The sequence below is a fragment of the Parapedobacter koreensis genome, assembly GCF_900109365.1.
Taxonomy (GTDB): domain Bacteria; phylum Bacteroidota; class Bacteroidia; order Sphingobacteriales; family Sphingobacteriaceae; genus Parapedobacter; species Parapedobacter koreensis.
The window spans coordinates 122,457-137,740 of the sequence record NZ_FNZR01000005.1; the positions used below are offsets into that span (position 1 = coordinate 122,457).

The 15,284-nt window shown below is 49.9% G+C and carries 20 protein-coding genes; 11 read left to right on the top strand and 9 right to left on the bottom strand.

The features are described 5' to 3' along the window. The first annotated feature begins 109 nt into the window (after positions 1-109). From BMW65_RS13655 to BMW65_RS13665, 3 genes are read left to right on the top strand one after another with little or no spacing between them, the layout of a single operon-like run. Positions 110-1,636 (top strand): TlpA family protein disulfide reductase, encoded by a 1,527-nt coding sequence (locus tag BMW65_RS13655; protein WP_090606184.1) that lies wholly within the window; start codon positions 110-112, stop codon positions 1,634-1,636. Between the two features lie 20 nt (positions 1,637-1,656). Beyond that, positions 1,657-4,857 carry a SusC/RagA family TonB-linked outer membrane protein gene (locus BMW65_RS13660; RefSeq protein ID WP_090606185.1) on the top strand — a complete coding sequence of 1,067 codons (3,201 nt, stop codon included), beginning with the start codon at positions 1,657-1,659 and terminating at the stop codon, positions 4,855-4,857. A 20-nt stretch (positions 4,858-4,877) separates the two neighbouring features. Next, positions 4,878-6,227, top strand: a complete 1,350-nt coding sequence (locus tag BMW65_RS13665; RefSeq protein WP_090606187.1) for a RagB/SusD family nutrient uptake outer membrane protein — start codon at positions 4,878-4,880, stop codon at positions 6,225-6,227. Positions 6,228-6,278: 51 nt separating this feature from the next. On the opposite strand, the gene BMW65_RS13670 is transcribed toward BMW65_RS13665, so the two are convergent. From BMW65_RS13670 to BMW65_RS13685, 4 genes are all read right to left on the bottom strand, one after another. After that, entirely contained in the window at positions 6,279-6,611 is a 333-nt protein-coding gene (locus BMW65_RS13670) for a hypothetical protein (RefSeq protein ID WP_143053885.1), read from the bottom strand. 65 nt (positions 6,612-6,676) lie between these two features. Continuing rightward, positions 6,677-6,979, bottom strand: coding sequence for a hypothetical protein (locus BMW65_RS13675; RefSeq protein ID WP_143053886.1), 303 nt, complete (start codon positions 6,977-6,979; stop codon positions 6,677-6,679). A gap of 124 nt (positions 6,980-7,103) precedes the next feature. Then, positions 7,104-7,712: a cyclic nucleotide-binding domain-containing protein gene (locus BMW65_RS13680; protein WP_177181132.1), complete on the bottom strand. Its 609-nt coding sequence runs from the start codon at positions 7,710-7,712 to the stop codon at positions 7,104-7,106. 37 nt (positions 7,713-7,749) lie between these two features. Next, complete coding sequence (locus tag BMW65_RS13685) at positions 7,750-8,130, bottom strand: hypothetical protein (RefSeq protein WP_090606193.1); 381 nt, start codon at positions 8,128-8,130, stop codon at positions 7,750-7,752. Positions 8,131-8,345: 215 nt separating this feature from the next. Between BMW65_RS13685 and BMW65_RS13690 the strand changes: the two genes are divergently transcribed. Next, positions 8,346-9,170, top strand: coding sequence for a LytTR family DNA-binding domain-containing protein (locus tag BMW65_RS13690; RefSeq protein WP_090606194.1), 825 nt, complete (start codon positions 8,346-8,348; stop codon positions 9,168-9,170). A 43-nt stretch (positions 9,171-9,213) separates the two neighbouring features. Here BMW65_RS13690 and BMW65_RS23910 read toward each other — a convergent pair whose 3' ends face one another. The 4 genes from BMW65_RS23910 to BMW65_RS13705 are packed head-to-tail and all read right to left on the bottom strand — an operon-like array spanning position 9,214 to position 10,834. Further along, on the bottom strand, positions 9,214-9,384 hold the full coding sequence (locus BMW65_RS23910) for a hypothetical protein (RefSeq protein ID WP_177181133.1): 171 nt from the start codon (positions 9,382-9,384) through the stop codon (positions 9,214-9,216). Next, positions 9,374-9,652 (bottom strand): hypothetical protein, encoded by a 279-nt coding sequence (locus BMW65_RS13695; RefSeq protein ID WP_090606196.1) that lies wholly within the window; start codon positions 9,650-9,652, stop codon positions 9,374-9,376. The genes BMW65_RS23910 and BMW65_RS13695 overlap by 11 nt, the downstream gene beginning before the upstream one ends. A gap of 13 nt (positions 9,653-9,665) precedes the next feature. Next, positions 9,666-10,085, bottom strand: a complete 420-nt coding sequence (locus tag BMW65_RS13700; RefSeq protein ID WP_245747638.1) for a DUF5675 family protein — start codon at positions 10,083-10,085, stop codon at positions 9,666-9,668. Next, complete coding sequence (locus BMW65_RS13705) at positions 10,082-10,834, bottom strand: hypothetical protein (RefSeq protein WP_090606199.1); 753 nt, start codon at positions 10,832-10,834, stop codon at positions 10,082-10,084. Before BMW65_RS13705 ends, BMW65_RS13700 begins: the two co-directional genes overlap by 4 nt. Before the next feature lie 443 nt (positions 10,835-11,277). On the opposite strand from BMW65_RS13705, the gene BMW65_RS13710 reads away from it, so the two are divergent. The 3 genes from BMW65_RS13710 (at position 11,278) to BMW65_RS13715 (ending at position 12,008) form a co-directional block, all read left to right on the top strand. Beyond that, on the top strand, positions 11,278-11,478 hold the full coding sequence (locus tag BMW65_RS13710) for a hypothetical protein (protein WP_090606201.1): 201 nt from the start codon (positions 11,278-11,280) through the stop codon (positions 11,476-11,478). Positions 11,479-11,698: 220 nt separating this feature from the next. Next, positions 11,699-11,827 (top strand): hypothetical protein, encoded by a 129-nt coding sequence (locus BMW65_RS24680; RefSeq protein WP_262497333.1) that lies wholly within the window; start codon positions 11,699-11,701, stop codon positions 11,825-11,827. Position 11,828: 1 nt separating this feature from the next. After that, the gene (locus tag BMW65_RS13715) at positions 11,829-12,008 is read left to right on the top strand and encodes a hypothetical protein (protein WP_090606203.1); all 180 of its coding nucleotides are present in this window, start codon (positions 11,829-11,831) and stop codon (positions 12,006-12,008) included. Positions 12,009-12,016: 8 nt separating this feature from the next. Here the strand turns inward: BMW65_RS13715 and BMW65_RS13720 are convergent, their stop codons facing one another. Continuing rightward, positions 12,017-12,454 (bottom strand): hypothetical protein, encoded by a 438-nt coding sequence (locus tag BMW65_RS13720; protein WP_090606204.1) that lies wholly within the window; start codon positions 12,452-12,454, stop codon positions 12,017-12,019. A 461-nt stretch (positions 12,455-12,915) separates the two neighbouring features. Between BMW65_RS13720 and BMW65_RS13725 the strand changes: the two genes are divergently transcribed. The 4 genes from BMW65_RS13725 (at position 12,916) to BMW65_RS13740 (ending at position 15,274) form a co-directional block, all read left to right on the top strand. Further along, positions 12,916-13,125 (top strand): helix-turn-helix domain-containing protein, encoded by a 210-nt coding sequence (locus BMW65_RS13725; RefSeq protein WP_090606206.1) that lies wholly within the window; start codon positions 12,916-12,918, stop codon positions 13,123-13,125. Continuing rightward, positions 13,122-13,457, top strand: a complete 336-nt coding sequence (locus BMW65_RS13730) for a HipA N-terminal domain-containing protein (protein WP_090606208.1) — start codon at positions 13,122-13,124, stop codon at positions 13,455-13,457. The genes BMW65_RS13725 and BMW65_RS13730 overlap by 4 nt, the downstream gene beginning before the upstream one ends. 103 nt (positions 13,458-13,560) lie before the next feature. After that, positions 13,561-14,391 carry a HipA domain-containing protein gene (locus BMW65_RS13735; protein WP_218145413.1) on the top strand — a complete coding sequence of 277 codons (831 nt, stop codon included), beginning with the start codon at positions 13,561-13,563 and terminating at the stop codon, positions 14,389-14,391. A 106-nt stretch (positions 14,392-14,497) separates the two neighbouring features. Beyond that, entirely contained in the window at positions 14,498-15,274 is a 777-nt protein-coding gene (locus BMW65_RS13740) for an AraC family transcriptional regulator (protein ID WP_090606210.1), read from the top strand. The last annotated feature ends 10 nt before the right edge of the window (positions 15,275-15,284 follow it).

Consider the following 15,284-nt stretch of genomic DNA (forward strand, 5'->3'; position numbering starts at 1 on the left):
AAAGGTAGCAGGTTACTTCGACTTCCGCAAATTCTTTCACGATTTTTCATTTGGTGGACGGGTCGGTTTATGACGATAATTTCATAAACCCCTAATAACCAAATGAAAAATGAAGCGAATTTTACGCTATGGGAAGGGTTTTGTCCTTTCCGAAATACAGATACTATCCGGTCACGGTTCGGCATTGTCCCAAGTCGCGGTCGAACGGCAGCCGAACAACGGTGTAACGCGTAGCACCTCTACGGAGTCTAACAAACAAAGCTATCGCAAATCAAGCTTACTATGTGTGCAGACCCATGCGCAGGCCCTTGCCCTCCCCGGGCGGGGCCGCGCAAATGGGGTACTGGCACTGCTCCTGCTGGCGGTAAGCATTGGGTTGCAAGCCAGCCCGCTCACCCGCCAAGAAATCCCGAGCGACAGTCTGCCTGGCCGGCAGGCAGGCATCAAGCCGTTGCAAATCGGCGATGCCATTCCCGATGAATTGTGGGATATGCCGCTACAGGTGGTAAACCATCCGGAAGGGGAGGAGACCATAACGCTTGGCGACTATAAGGGCAAGCTGATTATACTGGACTTCTGGGCCACGTGGTGTGGAAGCTGCATAGTTGCTATGGATGCACTCCATGATGTGCAACAGCAATTTATTGATGAAATGGCACTTATACCCGTATCATCGAGCAAACCACATGATACCGATCGACTGCTTAAGAGCCATGCACGGTTGCAATCCCTTAACCTAAGCTCCGTCGTTGATGCCCAATCACTCGCTGACTTGTTCCCGCATATCACATTGCCGCATTATGCCTGGATCGATCCTCGGGGCGTATTGGTCGCTACGACAGGTACAGCAGATATAACCGCATCCAATATCACAAAGGTATTAAACGATGAAATCCCGACCTATGCACTGAAAACATTCATCGATTTGGAAGGCCCACTACTGCTGGAACAGGGCAAACTGCCCTCAAAAGACATCGAAATAACCAATTATACGCTGTTCATAAAAGGTGAGATGCCGAGTTTGCCCTTCACATCGCGCCTAAGGAAAAACGGTGATCAAGTGTACGGCCGTGCTTTTTTTAATCAGACGATCGGGCAACTTTACTTCGGAATTGCGAAAGAACTGCTCGGGGAGCAGTTCTCACCCAAACGCATAGTCTTCGATGCTGATACCAACACTTATCCAGAAATCGATTATAGGCGGTACAGGGAAGTGTCAGCGACATCTCGCCTGCTGAACACGTATGAGTTTATCGTGCCGCTGGAAATGGCAGACTCGCTATACAGCCTGATGTTAGCTAATCTAAACGCTGTCAGCGGCTTTACAGGAAGGTTGGTCAAGAAGGAAGTGACCTGCCTTACACTGAAGCAACTGCCTCCTGGATTTCAACGGCACTTTCCTGACAAACATACTGAAATCGAACCGATAACGATCAAGAAGCTCGTAAAGTGGCTGGAAAAACAACCGTTTGCTATAGATAGGATTGTACTTGACGAAACAAAAACCACAAAACCCATCAACATCGTCCTCGACACGGAAACAACACTTTCGTCCTACAACGCGCAATTGGAAGAGGCAGGGTTATTCATAGAAGAGAGTGTCAAAGCCCTCGATTTCTTTGTGTTATCAAACTAAACCAAAATCATAAATAACTAATGAAAACAATTCTAAAACTTATAATCATTACAATCCTCCTGCCCGCGATAACCGAAGCGCAACCCGTCTTACAGGGTGTGGTAAAAGATGCCGATGGCAACCCTTTAACCGGGGCGTCCATCAGAAACAGTGCAAATGATGACATCGAGCATACCAATGAATTCGGCACCTTTCAGCTGAACATCGCCACGATCCCTATTTCCATATTCGTATCTCATGTTGGTTTTCACCGTGCAGACATTGACATAAATAGTTATGATACGCTACACATCACGTTGTTCCCGCTCACGAACGTGCTTCAGGAAGTAGAAATATCCACTGGATATCAATCAATACCGAAGGAACGGGCGGTTGGCTCTTTCGATTTTATAGACAGCGAAACGCTCAATGAACAGGTAAGCACCGATGTATTGAGCAGGCTTGAAGCGGTTGCAAACGGATTGAATATCGAACGGCGGGCAACGTCCGGTACAGACATGGGTATACGGATCAGAGGGCTGAGCACACTCAGCGCGGGAGCAATCCGCGACCCATTGATCATTCTGGATGGTTTTCCTTATGAGGGCGATATCAACAACATCAATCCCAATGATGTAAAGGACATCACATTGCTCAAAGACGCCGCCGCGGCGTCCATTTGGGGTTCGAGGGCAGGCAATGGCGTTATCGTCATCACCACCAAAATGGGCGCCAATCGGCAACCCACCAGTTTTAATTTCAATGCGAATACCACTGTGGGGAAAATACCGGACTTAACTAAATATCCACTGATGACCGGCGCAGATTTCATCGAGGCCGAAAAGTTCCTATTTGAAAACAGGCATCGGTTTTCCGATACGGCCGCCAGGTCCCGACCGGTGTTTACACCCGTCTATGAGCTGTTGTTTCTTCAACGGAATAATATAATAGCTGCGCAGGAAGTCGACAGGCAGTTAAGCAATATCGCTGAAGGAAATCTGCTGAAACAGTATCAGCAGTACATGTATGACGCATCGTTGAATCAGCAATATGCTGCAAATATCCAAGGCGGCAGTGACAACAATGCGTGGTATGTTTCTGCCGGTTATGACCGGAACAAAAGCGCACTGGCCGCAACTTACGATCGATGGAACTTAAGTTTCAAAAACACGTATACGCCACATCGTGCGCTGCGCTTCGATGTCTCCATGCTGTACACGCTCAGTGAATCGGTAAGTGGGAAGACGGCGTACTCGCCGTCGATGGGGTTGCCTCCCTATACACGTATCATGGACGAATCCGGTAATCCTTTAGCGGTAATGCGCACTTACCGTCAATCGTTCTTGGATACCTTGGGAGATGGCAGGCTTCTGGACTGGAACTATTATCCTTTAGTGGAAGACCACTATTCGAAAACAACAGCCTCATTGAACAACGCCGTTGTCAATACGGGTGCAAGCTATACGCCACTTCCTTGGATTGCCCTCCATATCAAATATCAATATCAGCAGCAGAAAACGGAAAACAACACACTGTATGAAGAACAAAGCTATATCGCACGCGACCTTGTGAATCAATTTACCGTGCTTGATGCATCGGGTGGAATAACACACAACGTTCCAAAGGGCGGTGTCCTCGATGTCGGCTACAGCTCCCTGCGTATTCATAATTTGCGCGGGCAGCTGAATACAGACAACCAATGGGGCAGCCATAACCTCGTCTCATTGCTCGGTGCTGAATTCAGGAGCGGTACAACGTCCGGCAAAAACAGCCGAGCCTTTGGCTACGATCCGACAAACCTGACATATGGGACAATTGACCTGAAAAACCGATTCCCCCATCTGATCACAAACAGCAATATCTTCATCCCGTCAAACCAAGATTTCACCGGTTTGGTAAACCGATTCGTTTCTGGCTTTGTGAATGTAGCCTATACCTATGATGATCGGTATTTGCTGACCCTAAGCGGAAGGCGAGATGCATCGAATCTTTTTGGCGTAAACGTAAACGATAAATGGAACCTGCTTTGGTCGGTAGGCTTGGGTTGGAACATTCATAACGAGTCTTTTTTTACTTCCGTGTTTTTGGACAAACTAAAAGTGAGGGCAACACACGGGTACAGCGGGAATGTAGACATAAGCAAAAGTGCGGTCACGACATTGATGTACAATTCGGCTCAATCGCCGTACACCAATACCCCGATGGCCTTGATTACGCAACATGCAAATCCAGAGCTGACATGGGAGCGGGTTAACATGTCAAATGTCGCAGTGGATTTTGCTCTCAAAGACTCGCGTTTGCATGGAAGCGTTGAATTTTTCCTGAAAAAAGGGCTGGATTTATTTGGGCCTGCCCCGATGGATCCCACCACTGGCCTAACCGGATCCATTACACGGAATGTCGCTTCGTTGAAAGGTAAGGGATTTGATGTGGAGCTAACTACAGATTATACATTTCCACGCAACATAAAATGGAGTGGAACCCTCAATCTGAGTTATTACAATGACAAGGTACTGTCTTATTATCGCGATTCGGACGCCACGGGCAGCGTGTTTGTAACGGGTGGTTCGCCATCCATGATTCGTGTTGAGGGCAAACCGATTTTCTCGATGTTTTCGTATAAATGGGGCGGGTTGGATCCGGCAACGGGTGATCCAATCGGCTATCTCGGAGGCTTTCCATCCATGGATTACAATGCGATAACGGGGCTTGGAACCACCATCGATGATATTGTCTACCACGGGTCGGCGATACCAACTTATTTTGGTTCGTTTCGCAATGCCATAAGCTACCGGAATTTCTCCATTTCATTCAGTGTATTATACAAGCTTGGGTATTATTTCCGAAACGAGGGCATTGACTATGCAAGTGTAATGCGCGCGAACCCTACAGGCTATCATCAGGAATTCAATGAACGATGGCAAAACCCCGGCGACCAACGCTTTACCAATGTGCCGTCCATGGTCTATCCGAACCATTCCGACCGTGACGATTTTTACCTCAACTCCGAAGTAAAAGTCAAGAAGGCCGATCATATCAGGCTGCAATATGTAAACTTCAGCTACAACTTCAATACCGACAAGGGCTTTTTGAAATCGTTAAGAAATGCAAAAGCTTACCTGAACTTAACGAATGTCGGTATGCTTTGGAAAGCAAACGATGTCGGGGTCGACCCAGAGTATGGGGCTTATGGGTTACCCCCGGTTATGACCGGTTCCCTCGGTGTCCAACTCACATTTTGACAAAACATATAAAAAAGATAATGAAAAAGACCATCAACAGGCTAATCCTATTGGCAATGACACTTGCTTTTTGTAATTATGGCTGCGATCCATTCCTTGACGTAAAGCCAAACAAGAAATTGGTCATCCCTCAATCACTGGATGATCTGCAAGCTCTATTGGATTACTACCCGAATATTCAATTTGACCCGGCAATTGGAGAGGTTTCGGCAGATGACTATTACCTTACCACAGAAATATGGAATGGCTTATTCAGTGAAAATGATAGGCAGCTTTATATTTGGGCCGATCATGGCATCTACTCCACGGCTCCCCTCGATTGGATTTATCCGTATCGAAACATCTATCAAGCCAATGTTGTGATTGAAAACCTTTCTGCATTAACCTCAGATTTGGACGACTTAGAACGCTGGAACAGTATCATGGGGCAAGCCTTGTTTTTGCGGGCACGAGCTTTCTTGTCTGTCGCGCTGATCTGGTCAAAACCATACAACGCCAACACAGCCGACACGGATCTTGGAATACCGATTCGGCTTTCGTCAGATTTCAACTTGATATCGAATCGATCGACCCTCAGAGAGTCATATAATCAAATATTAAAGGATCTACAAGCCGCAGTTGAATACCTCCCATCAACGGCTATCCATCCCTATAGGGCATCCAAACCTGCGGCCCTCGCTTTACTGGCGCGCACGTACCTGTATATGGGAGATTATGCAAACTGCCTACTTCATGCCGAGGCTTGCTTGGCGCTAAGGGATGATTTGCTTGACTACAATACATTAGAAAAAAGCGCTACGTACCCCATTCCTGAATTCAATCAGGAAATTCTTTACCAGTCCACTCAGTCTTCACCGCCAATAGCACCGAGTCGGGCGAAAATAGATTCGACGTTATACAATAGTTATAATGATAACGACTTAAGGAAAACGCTTTTCTTCCGCGAAAACAGCGATAGTTCACACTCCTTTAAGGGTAGTTACAATTCGGGCAATACGTTGTTTTCCGGCCTTGCAACGGATGAGGTGTATTTGATGCGCGCTGAGTGTCTCGCGAGATTGGGTGAATACGAGAAAGCATTGGCTAATTTGAACGCTTTATTGGAAAAGCGAATGGTCACCGAAACTTTCCAGCCGATCGGTATACCAGACGGATCCCTTTTAGACTTGATTTTGGAGCATCGCAGAAAGGAACTTCTTATGCGGGGTTTACGGTGGCCGGATATAAAGAGGTTTAACCAAGAAGGACTTAACATAGGATTAACCAGGGTCATTGACCAAAACACATATGAATTGCTACCAAACAGCCCCCGGTTCATTTTGCCGATTCCCGACATCGTATTAACGTTATCAGATGTGCAACAGAATTAAAGGCAGCCCCCCTGTGCTCATAGTGAGTATAGGGGGATCTGCTTTTCTCCTTTAAGGCTGCGCACTTTTACCGGTAACGCCCGGACGTGACATAAACTGGGTTAGCTCGTTTTCTTCATACTCTTCCAAAAGATCCTCGATAGAACTCGCCCCTGCTATATCAAGATCCACTTGGCATGGAATCTCGTTGTCATTGCAAGACTCCGTTGATCCGCCTTCTTCCCACCGTTCCGGATTATTCCAGTCGCTAAGGTCAGCGTGAGGATAATGGTAGACAGTGCTTCTGGGTGCTTTGCCTTTATTATTTGCGGGAAGTCCAAACAAAAATGTAATGGAACAAACTATTGCCGCTATACCTGCGGCTATCATCAAAAAACGTTTCATAATCTATTTTTTTTAATTTTCAATAGGTTTTTACCTGTTAATACTTCGACTTTTGAATCTGAAAACTAAGGATCCATAACGCTACCCCCTTCCTGTTTAGCCGGAAGAAATTCCACTTCTTCTTCCAGTGTGAAATCTATTGGCGTATCGTAATAAAACCAGTCCGCGCCCGTGGTGTCTATAATCATTTCTACTTTGCACGAGCATATGCTGGTGTCGCTTTCCTTGACCGCGACAGCGGGCAGATCGATGAAGAAGGCGACCAGTGCGCCCACCAGTGCGCAGCCGAATGCTAATGCAGTGAAAAGCTTGGCGACCCCCGACTGCCGGGGCCTGTTATTGCGTGTGTTTGTGTAATCGCTGGCCATCGTGCTGCTGTTTTGTGCTATGATTGCGCTATCGGAAGATGTCCCTTCCACACTTACAAAACTATATCATCCGCGCTCCTATCGACCTCCGATAAAGCATGAGTGCAGATGCTTTAAAGCATGTCTACTTCGTACGGCTGAAGTAGCTGGGGCTCATGGCGAGATAGGCCATCACATCTTTATCCAAAAGGCGGGCGGCCAAGCCGGGATACGTTTGCCGGAAAGCAGCGTAGCGCTGGCGCTTGGAAATGAACAATAGTCGGATGCGGCTGATGAGCTGCTGCTGTATGGCTGCGATGATGCCCTCGTATATGGATGCCAGCTCGGGATGCTCGCGGTTGAGTTCGTATAGGTCTTGCTGTGCAAGGGCCAAGGCCGTTGCCGCTTCTATAGCGACAAGCTGCCCGCCGCTGCCAGGCGCAGGCGCAGTGAAAAAATCGCCTGAGCAGACAAACTGCTGGATATATACCTCCCGGCCGTCGTCTATCTCTTCTTTGAGGAGGCCTTCCACCAGGAAAAATACACGGCCTCTCCCCAGTAGCATGCCGCGATCCCGACGGCAGCGAACGACTTGAAGCCGCTGGGCGACGGCCTCCCACGCCACGAGCGGCACGGGGCCAAAAGTAAGCAGCGCTTGCTGCAAGGGTTGGTAATAGGAGGAGTACATGGTTTGTTTTGATCGGATTGACAATGCCCCCGCCCATACGGGCGAGGGGCGATTTAGATACGGCATCCGGTCGGGGGGCACCTACCGAGGCTGCCGAAGGACATCAATCGATAATCTCAAAAGTGAGCACGCCGGAGGCCGTGACCGTGCCGCTACCCGTGGATGTCTCCTCCAAATTGCTTTCACGCCGGATAAGCTTATCGGTCTGCGGACGTACGGCAGCCGACTCCGGCTTGATGAGATTAATAGGCAGCCGATGCCGGAGTACCACAGCAGTATCCACGCCCGAAGCCACGATAAATTGAGGATTGAGCGACTGCAGGAATGCGACTTGCGATGGGCTGAGCTCGAAATAATTGAGTACCCAGCCCGTAAAATCGGTAGCGGCCGAATCAGCCACCACTTCCAGTTCGCTGTCGGATAATGCATACAGTTGCATGAGTAGTTCTTGTAGCCCTGCCTGGCTAAATTCAAATTTTCCCATAGATTACGTAGATTAAATTATTATCATTACGACGATTTTGTGAAACCTTCCGGTGCTGGGCTCCTACCAACATCGGAGTTCGAATATAGGCGCTAAACCCGCTAAACATCAGCATACGCGCGCAGATTGGGAATAATCCAGCATGTTTTTGGGTATAGTCTATCCGCCTAAACGAAGGTCGTTGGGGGTTTGACACATATGGAAACATCTTGCTTATGAAAAAAATCTACCGGATTATAGACTTAACCCTTAAGGTAGCCCTGGCTATATGGGCGGGCTATCTTGCGCTGGCATTCGGAGAGCCTGAAGGGTTTCGGCAATTGCAGGCCTTGGAGGGATTTTATCCGCTATGGGCTGTCAACACCATAATCTGCCTCGTGCTGTTGCTTGTTATCCAGCTTGGCGAATCACGCATTGGAGCCAGGGTACCGAGGAAAAGGTGGGCGCTACGCATACTGCTGCAAGCAGTGGCATGCCTGCTATGTCCAATAGCACTGGCCTACCTGGCAGCTCGGTGGTACTTTAGTTTCTTCGCCATAGCTATGGAGGACACCTCGTATTTCGACGATGTATTCATCCTCTCCATTATCTTCATCATCTTCGGCAATGCATACCAGCTGATCTGGCGGCTGCTTGTCGTTAACCATGCACAGCGGCTTATGCTGGCAGACAAGGAAGAAAATGGAAAGCCAAGCGAAAAAATGAAAATCCATGCGCGCCTAGCCAAACAGCACGTGTCATTGCATGAGGAAGACTGTGCCTACTTCAGGCGGGACGGCAAAGACCTCATCGTCGTCACCATGGACAATCGAAAGTACTATATACACGATGACCCGGCGATAAAGGATTGGGAGCCTAAACTTAGCGGCGAACTATTTTGCAGAATCAATGCGGGGTGCATCGTAAACCGGAATGCCATAGACAAAAGCGTCAAGCACGGCGCGCGCTCGTACCACCTGCAGCTCAAACCGCCGCTTGAAGAAACGCTGACCGTAAGCCAAGGCTACTTCAATGCCTACAAAACCTGGATGGGGCTGTGAATGACAGATGGAATAAACCGCCCCCGATTTGGGAGCGGTTTATTCAGCGCCGGCGACATCGGCGCAGCCGACGCAGCAACATGCTCACAGCAAAGCTGACCGTAGCGCCAATCGCGGCAAGGACGGCTGTCTTGAATAGCTCATCGGTACCGATGGAGGGCAGGGTACTCAGCAAGGTGCCCACAGCAGTGCCCAGCTTTAGCTCATGGTGCATCGTGGCGCTCCTCGGCCGGTGTGGATGGTGTATCCTGCCTACCTGCCATGCCATCCCAGATACCAAGCGCCAAGCTCACGTACTTGGCCGCCGTCACCACCTTAGCCGGGAGCTTCACCGGCGAGGCGATGACCAGCTGGCTCGCCAACTGCAACCCCTGCCGAATCGCTACCCACCAAGAGTTGGCGGTTTGTCCATGTGACGCCTGGACGGGCGTGGCTCCCTCCTCTCCCCGAGAGGGGGAAGCCGATTGGTTCTTGTTTTTCATTACAGATTACATATCACCGATCACTCACCACCGTCCCTTCCACCACAACCAGCCACACTTCCTCCCCCCGCTCCATCGCGGGGTAAACGAGCGCTTTTAGCCGCTCAAGTGCTGCTCGGCTGCTAATACCGGTGCCCGGGCCCGTAAGCGTGGTCACCGGAGCAATGCAGCCCCGCAGATCTTGCCGGGCATCGTTGCCCGGATGGATGAGGATGCCCGCACGGCCAGGTACATGGGCCACACCCAACTGGTCGCCATGCTTCGGAAAGGTGTGTCGGTACAGGCGGTAGCGCCCTTCCGGGATGCAGCTGACCATTTGCCGGTTGCCCCGCCAGGGCAATTCGATGGTACCGCAGACCGGCTGCCCCTGAAGGGACAGCTGGCCGTTGGTACCGGCAGCGTGATAGGTACGCCGCAGTTGGATGGTCATCATGTAGTATGCACCTCCATGATAGACAGGGCGTTGAACGCACCGTTTTGCAGGGCATACCCCTCGCCGTTGACCTGCTGGAAGAAGCCCACGCCCAGCAACACGAGGATGGGTAGATCGGTCTCCGCGGGCAGGGAGGCCTCAAGCTCCTGTGCGGGGGTCGCCTGCAAATCCAGCTGCTCCGTCTGCGACCGTACGACCACCGTACCCTCACCGCCAAAATCTGCCGCCACGGCTGCCAGCGTAAGCCGGTAATGCGTAGCTTCGGGTGGTACAGCCATGGCCACACGCGGATCTGTCCAAGGCTGGGTGGTGGCGGTCACCGCTCCGCTGGCGCGGTCTACGGTAAAGACCACGTCTTCAAACAGCGTGTTGGACATGGACGAACCCTCGTTGAACTCGAAGCCGCGGAGCAGATGGAGGTTGCCCTCGGCCACCGTGCGTTCGCCACGCCGGTTTGCCGGATCGGTCTTGAGCACCCGCAGCAATCGGCTGCTGAGCCGGCCCGATACGTTGCGGTCGCTGTACTGCACGAGAAGTGCCCGCAAGGCGTTGCGCAGTTGCTTGGAGGCCGAGCCTGCGCGGCCAAACTCGGCCATGTTTTCGCGGGTACGTGCATAGTTTGGATCCGTAGCGATCCGCGATGCGCTGACACCGCCCTTGGTGCGGGCTTGATACCCGCTTCGATTTTGATAAAAGGACAGATCCCCGATCTTCCCTTTAAATTTGATAAAACTTGCCTGTTGTGCCATTTGATATGGATTTGTTACAACGCTGCAAAGATGGGGTGCGATGGCTGGGAAGCTGTCTCATTTGGCTGTATATGAACTATTTATGCCTTTTCATGCCTTTTTGCTCCAAACAGGCCTGAATGCACCATCTGTACCCATATGCGCCATCTATACCTTTTTGTACCTTTTTGTGCCTTGCTTCGTGTGGAGCTGAACGTTATTTTTGTTATGAAAATCCGTTGGCCTACGGTCATGGTCGGCAGCGTGGGATTGCGCATTGCGGTTTCCTTGGGGGATGCTTGGGGTATGCGTCGGGTATATCCGCGGTAATGCGATCGCAGTGTAATGCTTATAAAGGCGGGGTATCCCGCCCGCTTACAGGAGACAACCGACCATGGGGGCATCACCACAGGACAAGCGGAATAGGGCTATTTTACTATCCGTTTAACTGTATTTAACTAACTATGAAACAACCGAAACGCATATGTATCTATCCGAAAGACGTGAGTGAAATTCTGGGAAAAAGCATCAAGCATGCAGAGCGCCTGCTCCGCACCATCCGCGATGCCCTGGGCAAAGAAAGCCACCAATATGTCTCTTTCAAGGAGTTTGCAGACTACACGGGGCTGGATGAGGGGGAGATAAGGGAGCGATGTGGGTGGTGAGGATGGTTGGTATGTAATCAGATCCGGCTGCGCCGTATTCAACATCATCGGCGGCAACATAACCATCGGCGACGCCTTTGAGTTGTCGCCCCACGCCGCATGCGACGATATTGGCGTTATTGACGCGATAAAACGAAATTGTCGCTTTCGTATCCGCAATCATGCAAAAGTTTATATTACTAATGCATAATTTTGTGCATTTGCACTGCAAAGTTTAAGCATGGTAACACAGGAAACACTCGTTCAGGTGATCGCGGCCCAAAAAAACAACCTCTTAGCACGGGGCACAGGGTTGAAAAGGGCAGCGCTCGATACATTGCCAGACCTTTCTGCGCTGGCACAACGATAGCGTGGAAGACTGCGAAGGCGTAGGCAGCAAAGGCGTTAGACTGCTTCTCAAGCAGGGCATCGTGGTAGCCGATGAAAAGCAGGTATTGCGGGTATCCAGTAATGGGCAGCCGTGCACGTACCTCGTCTTCCATAAAAATATCGCCAAGGAGGTGCGGGAATGGTTTGATGGGATGCGCTAGAAAGCTGATCAATAGATCTCTTCGTCAAACACCCAATCTCCCGTAGCGATCAATTTGTCCCGGACTGGCAAAGCCTGGCGCAGGGCATCAGCCTCATCGGTGGCCAATACGTAGACATACAACGATTCGTCTTTTGTTATCCTATAACCCAATTGAAGCAGTTTGTCAACCGGCTCACCGTCATTTGGGGTCATCAACGAGACGTAGGTTTGATAATCTGATTCGAATTTTATCAAATAGGGCGACCGTGCTTTATCCGACAGATACGTTGGCATCACCAATAGCGGCGCAATCTTATAGGTGGGATTCACCTTGAAACGCTGGGTATACTCCCGTGCTTCTTCCGCTGAAAAAAAGACTGCTTCGGGGGTCTCAGGTGGTGAAATGACCGAATAGACCATATAAACCTTTTGTTCTTCCTTAGTAGTTGGTTTTTTGTTGCTCATAATAGATAAAAGAGTTGATTTCGGTGCCTAAATATAGGCAATATATTTTTAAGAACGCAAAATGAAGACCTATGAATTTTACGGGAAAGTGGGAAGACTCATTAAAATCTGTATGTTTGTTAGCCTCATATGATACTATCATGTACGAAAAACCGCCATATCAGATAACTGGCCAGCTTTTAACCCTGCTTACGCAAATTGGTGAATAAATACGCTGAGTGAGGAGCAGATTACGGCGTTCGCATACTGGAAAGCCACGGGGGCGCGTATGTGGAAAGCTTCGCCTTTCCGGCAAAGGGAAGGAATGATTACCTCGGGCGGGCAGAAAGTGGTGAGCATTGTCATTTGCTGGTATTACTCAACTATATCCAAAAGCATATAATAATAATTATATCGCCAAAGTTATATGCAAAAACATATATTTTTTATATTTTTGCCTGAACTATACGTAAAAGCATATAATGAAGACGTTAAGTGATTTCGTAAAGCTCCGCCGGAAAGCCGCGAACCTTACGCAACAGGAATTCGCTGATCGGGCTGGCGTGGCACTCACCGTGATTCGGAAAATCGAGCAGGGAAAATCCAACATGAACGTGGATAAGGTAAATAGGGTCCTACAAATGTTTGGCCATGAGTTAGCTCCTGTAAATAGTAAAGAGCTTGAAAAATGAGAAAAGCCGCAATATATTATAAAGAAGAAAAAGCGGGTGTATTGTCAGAAACCAACGACGGCGAATATGTATTCGAATACGACGAGCACTATGTCCGTGCATTTCCGGAACAATTTATCACCTTTACGATGCCTGTAAACGACAAACCTTATGTCTCTAACAGGCTATTCCCCTTTTTTGAGGGATTGATACCGGAAGGATGGCTGTTGGACATTGCGTCCAAAAACTGGAAAATCAACCGCAACGACCGGATGGGCCTGCTATTGGCCTGCTGCAGGAATTGCATCGGTGCAGTCAGTGTCATACCGATACCACAGCATGATGGAGAATAAATGCCTATATTGTTATAAAGTCTTGGCAGGGGACCAAGACTTTCACCCAACATGTAGCCGCCGCTTCTTCGGCTCGTCTATCGCCCCTATTATCCCTTACGCCATGAATCAAATGGCTGAGCTGGCCAAAAATGTGGTGGAACGGAGCATTGCGGTGCCCGGAGTACAGCCCAAATTATCGATGACACTGATCAAAAAAGTGCAGAAAGAACCCAATGGCCGACTGACCGTCGTGGGCGAACTTGGAGGCAACTACATTTTTAAGCCTCCGTCTGACACGTATAGGGAAATGCCGGAAAACGAACACCTAACCATGCGGATAGCCGAAGCGTTTGGTATTCCCGTAGTCCAATCAAGCTTGGTGCGCTTGCAATCCGGCGAGCTATCGTATATTACCAAACGTATAGACCGCGCCGCCAATGGAGAGAAAATACATATGCTGGATATGTTTCAAATCACAGAGGCTTTTGATAAATACAGAAGCTCAATGGAGAAGGTGGGCAAAGCACTGATGACCTTTTCAGACAATACACTGCTGGATATGGTGCGTTTATTCGAGTTGACCTGTTTCTGTTTTATAACAGGCAACAACGACATGCACCTGAAAAATTTTTCGATGATTGCTTCATCCACCGGTTGGATGTTAGCGCCGGCTTATGACCTGTTGAACGTCGCAATCGTCAACCCGGAAGACCAGGAAGAACTGGCATTGACCCTTGAAGGCAAAAAGCGTAAACTCAATGCAGGACACTTTGAGCGTTTCGGGAAAGAGCTGGGGCTCTCCAACCGGCAAATCGACAACATATTTGCCCGTTTTTCAAAAAACAGGGTGCGGGCGGACGAGTGGATCGAAAAATCCTTCCTATCAGATGAAATGAAAGCCGCTTACAGCAAAGTACTGAATCAGCGATACCGCCAAATGGGTTTGTCGTAAGCGCCTATAGCCCCATGGATCCTGAAGCCCCCGCACACCGCTAGGCTATAACCATTGTTGTGCCGTATAGGATATATCATCGCAATCGATTAACTTTGGAAATACGATGACGTTTGAAACGTACCAGCCCAGCGCCTCGTTGCAGCCTTACATCAAGGCCTTTCATATCATTGAAAGCCACGGGCTGCCGCTTGAAAACCGGGTATTGCCCGGCACCTCCATCGCACTATCCTTCCGCTTCGGCGGGCAGATCGCCTACGGGTATGGCCAGCAAAGCACGCTGGTGCCTGCGGCATCGCTGGCAGGGCTGCGCCAATCGGCACGCCTCATCCACTACCTGCCCCACTCAGGCACCATGGTAGCGCTTCTCAAAGAAGGGATGGCCCCGGCATTTTTCAGAAATCCGCTCCACGAAATGCGGGGGCTCACGCTGGAGCTGGATAGCTTCTTCGCGGCCTCAGAAATCGCCCGTGTGCAGGATCAGCTCGCCGGAGCGCCCGATCACCGGGCAAGGGTGGCTACGCTGGAGCGCTTCCTGCTGGCCAAGCTGCGGCCCCATGAGCCGGACGCTGCGACGCTCCATGCCGTGGCGGCCATCCACCAAGCCAAAGGCAGAATACCCATGGCTGACCTGGCCGAGCGGATACACCTCAGCCAGGATGCGTTCGAAAAGCGGTTTCGCAGGGCAGTAGGTATACTGCCCAAGCCGTTTGCAGATATCGTGCGGCTGCAAACGCTCATCGCCGGCAGCAATCCGCAGCTGCCGGTGCAACGCTTGGCACTCGATGGCGATTACTTCGACCAAGCGCATTTCAACCATGCCTTCAAACGCTTTACCGGCCTACCGCCCCGTGCATTTTTCAAGCAGCGGCGCTTCTGGTAAATCAATGATT